Annotated in this window: 13 protein-coding genes; 4 read left to right on the top strand and 9 right to left on the bottom strand. The window is 50.0% G+C overall.

Annotated features, from left to right (window positions below):
* Positions 1–63: 63 nt before the first annotated feature.
* A complete protein-coding gene (locus ACO0LN_RS01220; protein WP_422970583.1) occupies positions 64–4,356 on the bottom strand; it encodes a response regulator in 4,293 nt (1,430 codons plus the stop codon).
* Between the two features lie 510 nt (positions 4,357–4,866).
* On the opposite strand from ACO0LN_RS01220, the gene ACO0LN_RS01215 reads away from it, so the two are divergent.
* The 3 genes from ACO0LN_RS01215 (at position 4,867) to nth (ending at position 7,564) form a co-directional block, all read left to right on the top strand.
* Complete coding sequence (locus ACO0LN_RS01215; RefSeq protein WP_422970582.1) at positions 4,867–6,102, top strand: polyhydroxyalkanoate depolymerase; 1,236 nt, start codon at positions 4,867–4,869, stop codon at positions 6,100–6,102.
* Between the two features lie 113 nt (positions 6,103–6,215).
* Positions 6,216–6,917, top strand: coding sequence for an electron transport complex subunit RsxB (gene rsxB / locus ACO0LN_RS01210; RefSeq protein ID WP_422970581.1), 702 nt, complete (start codon positions 6,216–6,218; stop codon positions 6,915–6,917).
* Positions 6,917–7,564, top strand: a complete 648-nt coding sequence (gene nth / locus ACO0LN_RS01205) for an endonuclease III (protein ID WP_422970580.1) — start codon at positions 6,917–6,919, stop codon at positions 7,562–7,564. Before rsxB ends, nth begins: the two co-directional genes overlap by 1 nt.
* Positions 7,565–7,634: 70 nt before the next feature.
* On the opposite strand, the gene ACO0LN_RS01200 is transcribed toward nth, so the two are convergent.
* Positions 7,635–8,216 (bottom strand): malonic semialdehyde reductase, encoded by a 582-nt coding sequence (locus ACO0LN_RS01200; RefSeq protein ID WP_422970579.1) that lies wholly within the window; start codon positions 8,214–8,216, stop codon positions 7,635–7,637.
* A gap of 109 nt (positions 8,217–8,325) precedes the next feature.
* Here ACO0LN_RS01200 and ACO0LN_RS01195 point away from each other — a divergent pair, with 109 nt between their 5' ends.
* Complete coding sequence (locus ACO0LN_RS01195) at positions 8,326–8,754, top strand: DUF1841 family protein (protein ID WP_422970578.1); 429 nt, start codon at positions 8,326–8,328, stop codon at positions 8,752–8,754.
* Between the two features lie 164 nt (positions 8,755–8,918).
* Here the strand turns inward: ACO0LN_RS01195 and bamC are convergent, their stop codons facing one another.
* The 7 genes from bamC to ACO0LN_RS01160 form a co-directional block, all read right to left on the bottom strand.
* Positions 8,919–10,082 (bottom strand): outer membrane protein assembly factor BamC, encoded by a 1,164-nt coding sequence (gene bamC, locus ACO0LN_RS01190; protein ID WP_422970577.1) that lies wholly within the window; start codon positions 10,080–10,082, stop codon positions 8,919–8,921.
* Positions 10,083–10,166: 84 nt separating this feature from the next.
* Positions 10,167–11,051, bottom strand: coding sequence for a 4-hydroxy-tetrahydrodipicolinate synthase (gene dapA / locus ACO0LN_RS01185; RefSeq protein ID WP_422970576.1), 885 nt, complete (start codon positions 11,049–11,051; stop codon positions 10,167–10,169).
* 99 nt (positions 11,052–11,150) lie between these two features.
* Positions 11,151–11,708 carry a class I SAM-dependent methyltransferase gene (locus ACO0LN_RS01180; protein WP_422970575.1) on the bottom strand — a complete coding sequence of 186 codons (558 nt, stop codon included), beginning with the start codon at positions 11,706–11,708 and terminating at the stop codon, positions 11,151–11,153.
* A 31-nt stretch (positions 11,709–11,739) separates the two neighbouring features.
* Positions 11,740–12,435 (bottom strand): site-2 protease family protein, encoded by a 696-nt coding sequence (locus tag ACO0LN_RS01175; RefSeq protein WP_422970574.1) that lies wholly within the window; start codon positions 12,433–12,435, stop codon positions 11,740–11,742.
* Positions 12,436–12,485: 50 nt separating this feature from the next.
* The gene (locus tag ACO0LN_RS01170; RefSeq protein WP_422970573.1) at positions 12,486–13,109 is read right to left on the bottom strand and encodes an L-threonylcarbamoyladenylate synthase; all 624 of its coding nucleotides are present in this window, start codon (positions 13,107–13,109) and stop codon (positions 12,486–12,488) included.
* Between the two features lie 50 nt (positions 13,110–13,159).
* A complete protein-coding gene (htpX, locus tag ACO0LN_RS01165; RefSeq protein WP_422970572.1) occupies positions 13,160–14,035 on the bottom strand; it encodes a protease HtpX in 876 nt (291 codons plus the stop codon).
* Between the two features lie 74 nt (positions 14,036–14,109).
* The gene (locus ACO0LN_RS01160; protein WP_422970571.1) at positions 14,110–14,964 is read right to left on the bottom strand and encodes a 3',5'-nucleoside bisphosphate phosphatase; all 855 of its coding nucleotides are present in this window, start codon (positions 14,962–14,964) and stop codon (positions 14,110–14,112) included.
* Positions 14,965–15,139 lie beyond the last annotated feature (175 nt).

Below are 15,139 nucleotides of genomic sequence, written 5' to 3'. Positions count from 1 at the left end.
CCGATAAGAAGTAATTGCCCCTCATTCCCGTGAACGCCATACATCAAACTGGATACCATCGCATCAAAGTATTTCATAACCGAGGTTTTTCGCACTATTGCTCAATAAATTCAGGGCTACATCATAGTCAAATTGCCTGACCGCTCGCATGATCTGTTTTTGCACATCAACACCAAATGCATTGGCGATCATTTCTCCTGACTCTAACAGCAAGTCAACTGCTTCGCCATCGTAATCGCGCAACAAGTTACAGCATTTTACAAGTAAATTTTGCATGAGCTCGTGATCGACAGGCACCAGTTCCGCTACCTTCACATCCGCCTTACCTGAGGATTTTTCCAGCGCCAATACCTGATCTATCGCGTTGATGGTGGCCAACATTGTTTGCGCGCATTCATCGAGTACCGGTGTCAATTCTGCCAGACTGGCATTGTCATGCAGTTTCAATTCCAGCGCTGAAGCATAGGGCTGTATGGTTTTAGCGCCTATGAGACCAGCCACTCCCTTGAGGGTATGAGCCAGCCGTTCTGCCAGCAGATTATCACCTGCCTCCAGTGCCTTGCGAATATGCTCGACGACATGACGCTGATCATCGCAGAACCGCGATAACAGCTCCATATAAAATGAGCGGTTACCAAGAGTACGGCTCAGCCCCTCCTCGACATCAATGCCATCAATCAACAGACTGTTACTGATATCCTGTATCGGCATTTGCACATTATCAAAATTGCTGCCAGTTACGTGCTCCGGGCACCAGTGAGAAATAGCGTGATACAACTCCTTGGGATTAATAGGCTTGGCGAGGTGAGCATTCATGCCAGAGGCAAAGCAGAGCTCACGCTCTTCTACCATCGCATGCGCTGTCATGGCGACGATGGGCAGGTCATCAAAGCGGGCATCTGCGCGGATCAGGCGGGTTGCCTCGTGCCCATCCATTTCTGGCATCTGCACATCCATGAACACCACGCCGTAAAACCCTGGATCAGCCCTGCGCACCATATCGATCGCGATTTTTCCATTACCGGCAATATCAACGGCAACACCAGCAGCCTCCATCAGTTCACGGGCGATTTGCTGATTGATTTCATTGTCCTCGACCAGCAATACGCGCAAATCGGCATATTTTGGCATCAGCACACCATGGCTGACAGGGATAGCGTAATTGGTGCTGGAAAACAGCTCAACCAGGCAATCGACCAAGGTAGAGGCATTGACTGGTTTGGTCAGGAAGCCGTCAGGCAAGGCAATATCCTCGCGGTAGCTGACTTCTTCACGGCCATGTGCACTGACCAATACCATCAGGGGCGTGGGCTGCAGGGAACCATCGCGCTTGAGGTAGGTGATGAGCTCCAGTCCATCCATTTCCGGCATGCGCAGGTCTGTGAATATCACACCGTAGGGATACCTCCGATTACTTTCCCTGACTGCCTGCAAAGCGGCTGCACCACTGTCTACCACATCAATATCGACCGGTAATTCAGAGAGTATCTCCTGCAAAATCTCGGCAGCGGCAGGATTGTCATCCACGATAAGCAAACGCATGCCATTGATGGCACCAGGTATCACCTGACGCTGCACCACAGGCTGGGCGATACCGAACCAGCCCGTGAAATACACGCAAGTGCCGCGCCCCACTTCGCTGCTCAGGGCAATTTCGCCGCCCATCAACTCAACCATGCCCTTGGAAATTGACAAGCCCAAGCCTGTGCCACCAAACTTGCGTGTCGTTGATTCATCGGCCTGGCTGAAGGGGCGGAATAGTTTTTCTGACTGCTCTTCCGACATGCCTATGCCGGTATCGCGTACTTCAAACTTGAGCTTGACCTTGCCACCCGCCATTTCCAGTGTCTGGCAAGTCACATAGATTTCACCCTTCTCGGTAAACTTGATGGCATTGTTAATGAGATTGATCAGAACCTGCCCCAATCTCAAGGGATCGCCATTGAGGTAACGCGGTATGTCCGGGGGCGCACGAAACAGGAATTCCAACCCCTTTTCATCGGCCTTGTCGGTGGTCACTGCAGAAATATTATTGAGCACATCATCAAGATTGAAATCGACTTGCTCAATATTGAGCTTGCCTGCTTCTATCTTGGAAAAATCCAGGATATCGTTGATGATGCCCAATAAGGAAATACCCGCCTTGTGGATTTTCTCTACATAATCTTTTTGCTTGGAATTGAGCTCAGTCCTTAGCGCCAGGTGAGCCATGCCTATGATGGCATTCATGGGCGTGCGGATTTCATGGCTCATATTCGCCAGGAACATGGATTTGGCTTCCGTCGTCTCTTCTGCATGACGGCGCGCCATTTCGGCTTCCTTCAATTCATTTTGCATTTGCAGGGTTTGCAGACGTATCTGTTCAGCCATGCTTTCCTTGAGCTGGGATTCGAGCAGCTTTCTCTGAGTGATATCCGAGACAAAAGACAGGGTGGCCGGGCGGCCTTCCCAATCTATCATGACAGCAGATAATTCCACCCAGATGATGGAACGGCTTTGATTATTTTCTATGCGAAAATGATAATACTGCTCAACGTCTTCACCACGCAGGCGGCGCGTATGATGATCAATCACCATGGGCCTGTCGTCAGGATAAATGGCGGTGATAAAAGACATCTGCGCCAGCTCGTCAGCCTTGTACCCGGTCAGGCTCTGCACGCGCGGATTGGCAAAAACGATGCGCCCGTCCTGCACAACCAGTATGCCCTCAGTCACGTTATTGATAAGTTGCCGGTAATGCTGCTCGGACTTGCTCAAATCCTCTTCGAGCTGGCGACGGGCCGAGATATCCATAACCACCCAGACTGTGCCATGGGTCAGGTTGGTTTTATCCACCGCGCGGCCCGAAAAATGCACCCAGAACAGCGTGCCATCACTACGCCGCATTTTCAATTCAGTCTCGTAAGCTTCGCCCTTGAGGACAGATGCATTAACCTGCGCACCTGACTCCAGATAGGCCTCACGCGAAGCGTAAAAAGGCTCGAGCGAAGCACCAAGGACATTGTCGCGGTCAACACCGAAAATCTGGCACAGAGGCGTATTGACCCATTGCACCCGTCCCTGGTTATTCAGGAAAACCATGCCGACGATGGAGTTTTCCAGGATGGTTTCGCGCTCGGCCAGCATACGCTTGAGCTCATCTTCCAGCTGGCGGCGTTCCACCATGGCACGTTCAGCCATGCGGCGTGCCAGCTCGGCTTCCTTGAGTTCATTCCTGATGTGGAGTGTCTGCACATGAACACGAGTTGCCAGTCCCTGCGCCTTGGCAAACAGGTCGAGATAACGTTTTTGCTCGTTGTAAGCCTCTTTCCACTCCCCCATTTCGGTAAATATTTCGGACAATTCCTTGATTGCCCGCAGAGGCATGTAGATGTAGCCGTTACCGCCGACCTCATCTACCGCACGGCGCAAATCACGTATGGCTTCCGGGTAGCGTTTATGGCTGCGGTGCAGATGACCACTGACCCACCAGCTATAGGGTTTCAAGTGTTTGTCTTCAAAACTGTCCAGCAGGTTCATCGCTGCTTCACTTAGCTTGTCTGCCTCTTCTACCTGGCCACGCATGGCCAGCGTATAAGCAGCTACCGAGAGACAGAATGCCCGGCTGGAATTGTCTGCATTCTCACCACTCTTGATACCGCCTATGTACGAGGCGATGGCCTGGTAGGCCTCTTCATATTTATCCAGCGATACTTTGCATAGTGCCAGCATGGTCGATACAAAAGGTGCCAGCCAGCGCTCACTGGAATTAACAGCAATATCTCTTGCCTCCTGCAACAAGACTTCGGCATCTTCAGCATTACCGCTGACGTAAAAAATTTCACCGAGGTTGGCCGTCACTTGTGCGACACGGTTAGGTATCTGCAAGGCCCGCGCATCATTCAATGCAGTATAGAAATGGCGTATGGCTTCTTCGGTATAGCCCAGCTCCTGGGACAGGATGCCCAGGGTGTTATAGACCACCACAGAAATCCGGCTCACTTTCATGCGCAAGGCTGGCACGATGCGTGAATGACATAAGGCATACGCATCCTGCACTTGCCCCCGGCGGCGCCATACTGCAACAGTGCCAAACAGGGCAAATGCCATGCCCTCATGCTCATCTACTGATTCAAACAGCGTTGCTGCGCGGTCAAATACGGGGGCTGCCTGCTCCATGTGATCATCAAAATAATCAGCAAAAGCATCGATCAGATCCGCAGCGATCAAGGCAGTCGGATTGGCTTTAACGGCATCCTGCAGACGCATGGCGACGGCTACCTTGCGGCCATCTGCCGGGTTATCGCGCATCAAGTCCAGTGCATCGAGACAAAGCTCACGCCAGTGGATTTCTGCTAGAGAACTATCTTTACTCATTCTGCTCGGCTCTTCAGAAAAGAAATGATGCGATGAAAAATCTAATTGAACCTGAGCCATATCCACACTCAAGTACCGGCTCAAATTCATAATCCTTGTATCAGACACTGCACATACCGCAATATTAATGCGAGTGACCTGCCAATGGATGAACATTGCCTGAAACTGTGTCTTTTACCTGAATAAATACGCGAATCAGGTGGTTTTAAGTTTCGCGACAGTAAACGAAACAGCGCGAAACAGCGAATTCTTGAAAAATAACTTAAATTTCAACATTTCCACAAGAAATCATTGCATATAAATCAATAATTTAACATTAATTCACACCAACAAGTTGCGCAAGTCTTTTGCTCAGCCAAAAATTTTTAAAACTGGTTTATGATGCATTGCAACAGTTCGCAACAGTTTGATTAAGTGTTTTTTCTAAGCTTGTTTCGCCCTGTGTCATTTGGTCCCGGCCATCCTGTTTTGACCGAGTGAATGCGTGGCCCCCTATTTGAAAGATTCACTATGCTTTATCAATTTCATGAGCTCAATCGCGCCTTTCTGAATCCCCTGACTCAATGGGCAGAAGCATCTTCAAAACTGTTCACCAATCCAGTTTCCCCCCTGGCGCACACACCTTATTCGCAACGCATTGCTGCAGGCTATGAACTACTGTTCCGCCTGGGCAAAGATTACGAAAAACCAGAATTTGGCATTACCTCTACCACCATAGACAAACAGGAAGTGGAAATTGCCCAAAGCACGGCTGTCATCAAGCCCTTCTGCAAATTGCTGCACTTCAAAAAAGTCTTGAGTGACAAAGAGCTGGCAAAACTGAACCAGCCCAAAGTATTGCTGGTCGCCCCTCTGTCTGGTCACCATGCGACCTTGCTGCGCGATACCGTGCGCGGCTTGTTGCCCAAGCATGATGTGTATATCACCGACTGGACAGATGCGCGTATGGTGCCTTTGTCTGCTGGCCCTTTCCATCTGCATGATTATATTTATTACGTGCAGGATTTCATCCATTTCCTGGGTGCAGGTACGCATGTCATCTCCGTATGCCAACCAACTGTGCCGGTACTGGCGGCGATTTCCCTGATGGCGACAGCCAAGGATCCTTTGCTGCCCAAGACCATGACGCTCATGGGTGGCCCGATAGATCCACGCAAATCGCCAACACAAGTCAACAACCTGGCGACGGAAAAGAAATTCTCGTGGTTTGAAAATACCGTGATCTACAGCGTGCCGGCAAATTATCCAGGCTATGGCCGCAAGGTTTATCCAGGCTTCTTGCAGCACACCGGCTTTGTTGCCATGAATCCTGACCGTCATGCGCAAAGCCACTGGGACTTTTACCAGCACCTGATACAGGGTGATGATGAGTCCGCAGAACAGCATCGCAAATTCTATAATGAATACAATGCAGTACTGGACATGCCAGCCGAGTACTACCTCGAAACCATCAAGTCCGTGTTCCAGGAATTCCGCCTTCCAACCGGCACCTGGGAAGTTGAAGGCAAACTGGTCAGGCCGCAAGATATCAAGAATGTTGCCCTGTTCACGGTCGAAGGCGAACTCGATGATATTTCAGGCCCTGGCCAGACTCAGGCAGCCCATGACCTATGCAGCGGCATCCCTGCCAATATGAAGCAGGATTATGTGGCGCCGGGTGCAGGCCATTACGGCATTTTCTCTGGCCGTCGCTGGCGCGATATCATTTGCCCAAAAATCGGCGAATTCATCAAACAGCACTCCTGATCCATACAGATCAATTCAGCTCCAACAAAAGCCACGACGCTCAAGGCCTCGTGGCTTTTTTGTTTGTGGGCGTTGATGTTTAGGGGGATAATCACGGCTCTCCATTGTCTTTTATGATCACCGTGTCACAATCTCTAGCAGATCAGCTTGAAAACGCCTTGCCGCAAACCCAGTGCACCAAGTGCGGTTACCCTGCTTGCCGCCCTTATGCTGAAGCCATTGCCAACGGCACGGCCAACTATAATCAATGCCCGCCAGGTGGGCAGGAAGGTGTAGTGCGGCTTGCCAGCATACTCGGCAAGACTGTCATTCCACTGGACATCAGTCACGGGCTTGAGCGCGAAAGACCGGTAGCGAAGATAGAAGAGGCCTATTGCATAGGCTGCACCCTGTGTATACAAGCCTGCCCGGTCGATGCGATTATCGGTGCCCCCAAGCAAATGCACAGCATCATCAGCGAGCTATGCACAGGCTGTGACCTCTGCGTTGCCCCCTGCCCTGTCGATTGCATCAGCATGTTGCCTGTCACGAAAGGGCAAACCGGCTGGGATGCCTGGAGTCAGTCCCAAGCGGATAAATCGCGCCAACTCTATACTTTGCGCAATCAGCGCCTGATACGCGAAAAACAGGAGAATGATGAGCGACTCGCGGCCAAGGCAGCGGCCAAACTCGTCGCACTCGAAGCAGAGCCAGCACTCAGCGCAGAAGAAATTGCCAGCAAGGAACGCAAGAAAACCATCATTACGGCAGCCATAGAAAGAGCGCGCATCAAAAAACTGCAAGCACAAAAAGACTCAGCAAAAGGTGACAAGTAATGAATGCAGCAAAACGCCAGGCCATTTTTGAACGCTTGCGAGAACAAAATCCACATCCGACTACAGAGCTCGAATACACCACGCCCTTTGAGTTACTGATCGCAGTCCTGCTATCAGCGCAGGCCACGGATGTGTCAGTCAATAAAGCTACTAGATTACTTTATCCGGTCGCGAATACACCCAAGAAACTCCATGCTTTGGGTGTTGATGGCTTGATCCCCTACATACAAACCATAGGTCTGTTCCGCACCAAGGCAAAGAATGTGATCGAAACTTGCCGCATCCTGATGGCTGAGCATGGTGGTGAAGTACCACGTCAGCGCGAAGCACTGGAAGCATTGCCCGGTGTAGGCAGAAAAACTGCCAATGTCGTCATGAATACCGCTTTTGGTGAACCGACTATCGCGGTGGATACGCATATCTTCCGGGTATCGAACCGCACTGGCATTGCACCAGGCAAAAATGTCGATATCGTCGAGCAAAAACTCATGAAATTCGTACCGGCAGAATTCAAACAGGATGCACATCACTGGCTGATACTGCATGGCCGTTACACCTGTATCGCCAGAAAACCCAAGTGCTGGAACTGCATGATCGCCGACTTGTGTGAATTCAAGCAAAAGACGCCCTTGCCGGATTCAGTTTAAAAAGCATTCACGCAAAAACAAAAGCCTGCAATTGTGCAGGCTTTCATTCTTTAACGGAGCATCAAAAGATTCAGACTATCTTGCACGCCTCATCAAAACTCAGACGCGGGGAACGTGGGAACAATTGCTGTGCATCGCCATAACCAAGATTGCAGATGAAATTGACTTTAACCGTAGTGCCGGCAAAAAAGGCCGCATTGAGCTTGTCTGCATCAAAACCCGACATAGGACCACAATCCAGGCCCACAGCGCGGGCGGCGAGCATGAAGTAAGCCCCTTGCAGCGATGAGTTACGGAAAGCCGTTGCATCGATGTTGGCCTGGTTGCCAACGAACCATGAGCGAGCATCTGCATGCGGGAATAATTGCGGCAGTTTTTCAAAAAACTCCATGTCCATGCCTATGATGGCGGTCACTGGTGCCGCTTTGGTTTTTTCAAAATTGCCCTGGGAAACACAGCCCAGTAATTTTTGTTTTTCGGCATCAGACCTGACAAATACGATACGGGCTGGCGAACAATTGGCAGAAGTGGAACCCCACTTCATCAGATCATATATTTCTTGCAATTGTGCATCAGTCACCGGCTTGTCCAACCAGGCATTATGAGTACGTGCATTGGTAAACAGGGTGTCGAGAGCTTCTTTGGATAACATGGGCGTCCTTTCAAATAATCGGAGGATAATAACCCAAGTCGCCAAAAGCTTCAGGGCAGCAAAAGAAAATACCTTTTACAATAGGCGCACTTTTTAATTTGGACCAGCCATGTTCACACCTAGCCAGCACGACGTACGCCGTTTTTTTTGTGAAACCTACAGAAAAACCCGCGAAAACCTGATACTGACACCAATAGAAATCATTGCCTCTGACTGGATCAGGCAGCATCCCGAGTACGACACTGAGCTTGCAGATATAGAGCAAGCCCTTGAAGCCAACTACAGTGTGGATCAGGGTCAGACCAATCCCTTCCTGCACTTGTCCATGCATTTATCGATAGCCGAGCAAATCTCGGTTGATCAGCCACCCGGCATCAAACAGGCGTTTCAGATACTGGCAAGAAAACATCAGTCTGAACACGAAGCACACCATGAAATCATGGAATGTCTGGGGGAGATGATATGGAATTCACAAAGGACAGGCTTGCCGCCAGATGGACAAGCGTATATTGAATCGCTGAAGATGCGCTGCAGCTAAGCTGCTTATTATCGACTGAATCTACACAAATTCATTTACGGTTAATCGAGCGAGCTCCCTCCACATCTTAAACCGTCCACTGCGCCGCTCATAGGCACTATAGATTCTGTCGACACAAAGGAAAAAAGCGAGGCTGAGCCTCGCTTTTTTTACTAAACCAACGATTATTTCAGCTGATCGTTCAAGAGTTGCAGGATCTTGTCTGCCACTGGTGAAGATTCAACCTTGCCGTCGCTGCCATGTACGGATACCTGGCTGGTTTCGCCAGTCGTCGTATTCTTGACCAGGATGCGGTATTTCTGCGCATTCTTGGCTGCATCGCTGGATGAACCAAACGAGAACAGACGTGAGAAGAAGCCTTCGCTGGCACCCTTGGTCTTGGCATCGATGTCCTGATCAACATAACGGACAAAGTACAAGCCCTGGGAACGGTCACGGTCTTCCACTGTAAAGCCTATGCGGTCCAGCGCCAGACCTACCCTGCGCCATGACCGGTCAAAGGCCTCATCCACTTCAACAAAAGTTTTGCCATCAACCTTCAGCAATTGAGCATGCGGCTTGCCTGTTGCTGCAGGTGATGCCACAGCAGTTTTGGCTTTTTCACCGTCAGAACCCAGACGTACCATCAGGCGTGACAGGAACTCGGCTTCCAGGCCAGGATCAGCTGGGCGAGGTGTCCATACCGTGCCATCTTTTTGCGCACCAACCAGTACCTCTTGTGCGCCGCGATGGCTGATATAAATCTCTACTTCACCATTGGCACTACGCTCAATGCGGGTACGGAATTTATCACGCTCACCCGTGGAGTACAAAGAATCAAGCACCTTGCCCAGAGTACTGCGAATAATATCCTGAGGAATCTTCGCACGGTTTTCTGCCCAATCGGTTTCCATGACGCCAGCTTCCTGGTTTTCCACATTGATCAGGAAACCCAGTTCTTGCCAAAAATCTTTCAATTGTGGCCACAGGGCTTCAGGCGTGTCTTTGACGACCAGCCAGCGGGCATTGCCATTGCGTTCTATACGCATGTTCTGGACTTGCTTAATCGCAACTACGCCGGAATTAGTGGCGACTTTATTTCCTTTTTCCAGGTTGTAGCTGGATGCTGTAGCACTGCTTTTGTTTGCTTCAGGAATGGAAAAACGACTATCGCGTCGAATTTGCGTCAAATCTGGTGGCACCTCCAGGGATGCAGTCGTTGCCTTACTGGCACTTCTATAGTCGATCTTGTTAGGTTCGAGGATATTGCCGATCGAACTACAGCCAGTCAAACCTGCCAGCGCCAGCGCGCCTATGATGCCGTTTTTAGCAACAAAGCTTTTTGCCATGTGAAAGTCCCTACGTATTAGTATCGAGTATCAATTAAAACTGCGTGAAGCAAACGTGCAAGTTTCCAAGCCGTTCAGGGGGAGTCATTGTAATACACCCGCCTCACGCATTGCTGCGCGAACGGTTTCATGATATTGCTCAGCCATCGTTACCAAAGGCAAACGAATACCAGTTGGTATCAATCCCATTTCTACCATCGCCCATTTCACGGGCAAAGGATTGGGTTCGATAAACAATTTATTGTGCAAAGGAATCATGCGGTTATTGATGGCAACGGCTTCCTTGACATCGCCGCGCATGGCAGCTGCACACAATTCATGCATGGCTTTGGGAGCAACGTTGGCAGTCACCGAGATATTGCCTTTGCCGCCGTAAAGCATCAGCGCTACTGCCGTCGCATCATCACCAGAATATACAGCGAAAGAAGCTGGGGCCAGACGTATCAGGTCTGTACCTCTGGCGATATTGCCTGTTGCATCCTTGACACCAATAATGCCAGGAAGTTGCGCCAGACGCAGTATAGTCTCATTCGACATGTCTGCAACAGTACGGCCAGGTACGTTGTACAGGATAATAGGAATATCAACAGATTCAGCAATCTTTTTGAAATGCTGGTACATGCCTTCCTGAGTAGGACGGTTGTAATAAGGCACGACTTGCAAAGAAGCATCAGCACCAGCCTGCTTGGCAAACTTGGTCAGGTTGATTGCTTCTTCAGTCGAGTTACCACCAGAACCGGCAATGATAGGGATGCGCTTATTGGCATGCTCAACCGCCACACGTATTAATTCGCAATGTTCCTCGACAGAAACAGTGGGAGACTCACCTGTCGTACCAACGATGACGATGCCGTCTGTGCCTTCGGCGATATGCCAGTCTATCAATTTGCGCAAACAAGGCAAATCAAGACTGCCATCTGCATGCATGGGGGTTACGATCGCAACCAGACTACCCTGAATCTTTGTCATGTTAATGCAAGAAAAAAGTAAAACCCTGATTGTAGCGGATACGCTGCTAAACGGGGCGCAAATAGCTGGAATAAGGCTCTAAACTTGTGAGCATTTGCTTCAAAGCTTATCCAAAACACTGATTTTTCCAGTTTTCCTGGCGCAAATACGCTGCACCATGGCTGGCTTAGGCTGCTCGACATAGCCATCTTCGTAAGCGATGATGGACATAGTCACTTCGGGATTAGACTGCATTTGCGCCAGAAGTTCGCCTGGTCGTAACAAAAATGCAGGATTAGAGGGTTTACCAAAATTCTCATTCCCGGCAGCAAAGGTTTCATAAATCAGCAAACCATCCGGTTTCAGGCTGGCGAGTATATGCGGGAATAATGGCCGGTGCAGGTAGTTGCAGACGATGATGGCGGCAAAACTATGTTCGGCAAAAGGCCAGTCGTAACCAGACTCACCAGCTTCCAGATCGTGTACTTTAGTTTCTACGCCCTTAGCCTGCAAGCCAGCCAGAACCTGAACATCTTTATCCAGAGCCAGCAAAGTCAAACCAAGGGGGTGCAGGTAGAAGCTATTTCTGCCTGTTCCACAGGCAAGATCAAGTATTTGTCCGGAAGCTGTGTTGAACAAATGATGGAAGCGCTGTAGCCAGGCTGAAGACAAAGTCAAAAGAAAACCTCCCGGTAACAAAAGGCGAACATCAACCTGCGCCAAATAAAACAGCGAATGGATACATGCACAGCGACAAGACAAAATTCGCCGCCAGCATGACTGGTACCATCCAGAATTTCAATATGTTCATCATCGCCAGCCCCATGACGATAAAGAAACCATAAGGCTCGATCTGTGCATACTTATAGGCCAGATTATGTGGCAGCAGACTAAAAAGTATGCGTCCGCCATCCAAAGGTGGCACAGGAAACAGATTGAAGGCAAACATCATCAGGTTAACAATCAAACCTGCATTTGCCATTTTCACGAAAAACTCAGACATGCTCAGTAACAGCTCGTCCTGCACCTGTAATCCCTGAATCAACGCAGCAAGTACCAGCCACCCAAATGCCATGATTAAATTAGCCAAGGGCCCTGCTAAAGCAACCCATGCCATATCACGCTTAGGTTTTTTCAGATTGGAATAATTTACTGGCACCGGTTTTGCGTAACCAAATAAAAATCCAGTCCCGGTAGAAATATAAATGACGGCCAGAACAACAGGAATCAGTATGGTACCTACTGGGTCTATATGCACCATGGGATTTAAGCTTACCCTCCCCTGGCTATATGCTGTTAAATCGCCAAAGTACTTGGCGGCATAGGCATGCGCTGCCTCGTGCAAGGTAATTGCAAAAATAACTGGTAGCGCATAAATGCTAATTGTTTGGATTATCAGGTCCATTGAGTATTTCTATTTAAGTCTGTCGTTTAGGAGAAAACTGCCCCCTGCCATCACAATCCGAACAAAGCAGCATCACCACGTCCCTGACGCACCAGTTCCGGAGCACCGCCGGTCATGTCTATCACGGTTGTAGGTACCAGGCTGCAAGCCCCGCCATCAATGACCAGATCGACGAGTTTTGAAAGCCTGTCTCTGACCTGCTCGGGATCAGTCAAGGGTTCTTCTTCATCAGGCAAGATCAGCGTGGTACCCAGCAAGGGTTGCTTCAGCTCTTCCAGCAAGGCATGAGTGATGGAGTTTTCCGGTACGCGCAAGCCTATGGTTTTGCGCGAGGGGTGGCTCAGGCGGCGAGGCACTTCCTTGGTTGCTTCCAGGATGAAGGTATATGGCCCTGGCGTCGCTGCCTTCAACATGCGGTACTGGCTGTTATCAACCTTGGCGTATTGCGCAATTTCAGACAAGTCGCGGCACAGCAAGGTCAGATGGTGTTTTTCATCAACGCCACGAATTTTGCGCAGTCGCGTAACAGCATCCTTATCATCCAGATGACAAACCAGGGCATAGCAAGAATCGGTAGGCAAGGCAACGATGCCGCCATCATCAATAATTTGTACGGCCTGCCTGATCAATCTCAGTTGGGGATTATCAGGGTGAATTTGAAAAAATTGGCTCATAAAAAGAAGAAAGGCGGTAGCTCAGCTACCGCCGCAAAATAATTATAAAATTAACGCACGTTCTGCAATGCGGCAATACGTTGCTCTAGTGGCGGATGGGAAGAGAATAAAGCACTCCAGCCAGGTTTATCACTAATGCCAGATGCAGCCATCGATTTTGGCAACTCACCCGGTTGCAAACCACCCAATCTTGCCAAGGCATGCATCATGGGCAGACGGTTACCCAGCAAGTTCGCCGAACCGGCATCTGCACGAAATTCACGCTGGCGCGAAAACCAGTTCACGATCATGGATGCAGCAATACCCAACAGTATCTCACATACAAATACCGTGATCATATAGCCTATGCCTGGCCTGTCATTATCATTATTGCGAAATACTGCCTTATCCACCGCGTAGCCAACTACCCGGGCCAGGAATACCACAAAAGTATTCACCACACCCTGTATCAGCGCCATGGTCACCATGTCGCCATTGGCGATATGCGCCACTTCATGACCGAGTACGGCTTCTACCTCTTCCCGCGTCATACCCTCCAGCAAGCCAGTGGAAACAGCAACCAGTGCAGAATTCTTGAAAGCACCCGTTGCAAATGCATTGGCCTCACCATTATAGATCGCCACCTCAGGCATACCGATGCCCGCCTTTTCAGACAGGGCCTTGACAGTATTGACCAGCCAGAGCTCGGTTGATGTAGATGGAGATTCAATGACCCTGGCACCCGTTGACCATTTCGCCATGGGCTTGCTGATCAACAACGAGAATATAGCTCCGGTAAAACCGACAACCAGGGAAAATGCCAGCAAGGTCGATAATTGCAGGCCGTTTGCCGTCAAAAACCGATTAACGCCCAACACGGATAGCACAACCGACATGACGGCAATCACCGCCAGATTTGTCAGCAAGAACAGGACTATGCGCTTCATGAACACCTCCCAAATGAACACACGATCATGCCTTGTTACATATGGCTTAAACCCGCGTTTTCAAGGCAGCTTCTTCAAGCCAGAGACCATTGCTCCCATACAGGCCTGGCTATTTTTGGCAAAGGGGGCAAACGCCCAATATCGACCTCGGCATCCTGGGGAGAGTGAAAATCAGAACCACGTGAAGACAAGAAGCCATAATGGGCCGCAATCCTGGTGTATTCCTCATACTGATCCACCTTATGGCTACCTGTCACAGTTTCTATTGCCAGGCCGCCAAGATTCTTGAATTCAGTAAAAAAGGCATCGTAAGCCAGCGGACTAAGATCATAGCGCCCCGGGTGCGCCACCACGGCCACACCACCGGCACCACGTATCCAGCCCACTGCTTCTGCCAGTGTCGCCCAGCGATGAGGAACAAAACCCGGCTTGCCATCTGCCAGATAATGCCTGAATACATCTGACACTGTGGCACAGGCACCTATCTCCACCAGGTAACGGGCAAAATGCGAACGCGAAATCAGGTCAGGGTTGCCGACATATTTGAGCGCACCTTCATAGCTATTGGCTATACCTGCCTTGCTCAGCAGCTCTGCCGCCATGTCGCGTGCACGACGCTCACGGCCTGAGCGTGTTTGCGCCAGACCATTGACCAGGTCAGGGTTGGTTTCATCAATATTGAGGCCAACAATGTGGATAGTCTTGCCAGCCCAGGTAATCGAGATTTCTACCCCGGGAATATATCCCATACCCAGGTCCAGGGCAGCAGCACGCGCCTCAGGGATGCCACGCACCTCATCATGATCAGTCAGCGCCCAGACATCCACCCCATTTAACTTGGCGCGCTCCGCCAGTTGCGACGGTGTCAACACACCATCAGAGACGACGGAGTGGCTATGTAAATCGGCATTCAATTCTGGAGATAACATGATGAGTACGGTGGAAAATCAGGCTGGCGGTGTTAATTTTTTCCAGACTGCCTGTTTTAGCCAGGAATTACTTCTGTATGCATCTATACATCGCGCACCTCTACACCGCCCTACTGAAGTATTGTACTCTCCAGGACAGGATCGTGCTGCACTGCACGATCCTTTGTTTTTATGG

It is taken from the genome of Undibacterium sp. TC9W, from assembly GCF_049339865.1.
Classification (GTDB): domain Bacteria; phylum Pseudomonadota; class Gammaproteobacteria; order Burkholderiales; family Burkholderiaceae_D; genus Undibacterium.
This window is presented reverse-complemented; position numbering and strand designations above follow the sequence as displayed.

Coding starts and splice junctions, on each gene's coding strand:
- ACO0LN_RS01220 (WP_422970583.1), bottom strand. CDS start 4,356: ATGAGTAAAGATAGTTCTCTAGCAGAAATCCACTGGCGTGAGCTTTGT.
- ACO0LN_RS01215 (WP_422970582.1), top strand. CDS start 4,867: ATGCTTTATCAATTTCATGAGCTCAATCGCGCCTTTCTGAATCCCCTG.
- rsxB (WP_422970581.1), top strand. CDS start 6,216: ATGATCACCGTGTCACAATCTCTAGCAGATCAGCTTGAAAACGCCTTG.
- nth (WP_422970580.1), top strand. CDS start 6,917: ATGAATGCAGCAAAACGCCAGGCCATTTTTGAACGCTTGCGAGAACAA.
- ACO0LN_RS01200 (WP_422970579.1), bottom strand. CDS start 8,216: ATGTTATCCAAAGAAGCTCTCGACACCCTGTTTACCAATGCACGTACT.
- ACO0LN_RS01195 (WP_422970578.1), top strand. CDS start 8,326: ATGTTCACACCTAGCCAGCACGACGTACGCCGTTTTTTTTGTGAAACC.
- bamC (WP_422970577.1), bottom strand. CDS start 10,082: ATGGCAAAAAGCTTTGTTGCTAAAAACGGCATCATAGGCGCGCTGGCG.
- dapA (WP_422970576.1), bottom strand. CDS start 11,051: ATGACAAAGATTCAGGGTAGTCTGGTTGCGATCGTAACCCCCATGCAT.
- ACO0LN_RS01175 (WP_422970574.1), bottom strand. CDS start 12,435: ATGGACCTGATAATCCAAACAATTAGCATTTATGCGCTACCAGTTATT.
- ACO0LN_RS01170 (WP_422970573.1), bottom strand. CDS start 13,109: ATGAGCCAATTTTTTCAAATTCACCCTGATAATCCCCAACTGAGATTG.
- htpX (WP_422970572.1), bottom strand. CDS start 14,035: ATGAAGCGCATAGTCCTGTTCTTGCTGACAAATCTGGCGGTGATTGCC.
- ACO0LN_RS01160 (WP_422970571.1), bottom strand. CDS start 14,964: ATGTTATCTCCAGAATTGAATGCCGATTTACATAGCCACTCCGTCGTC.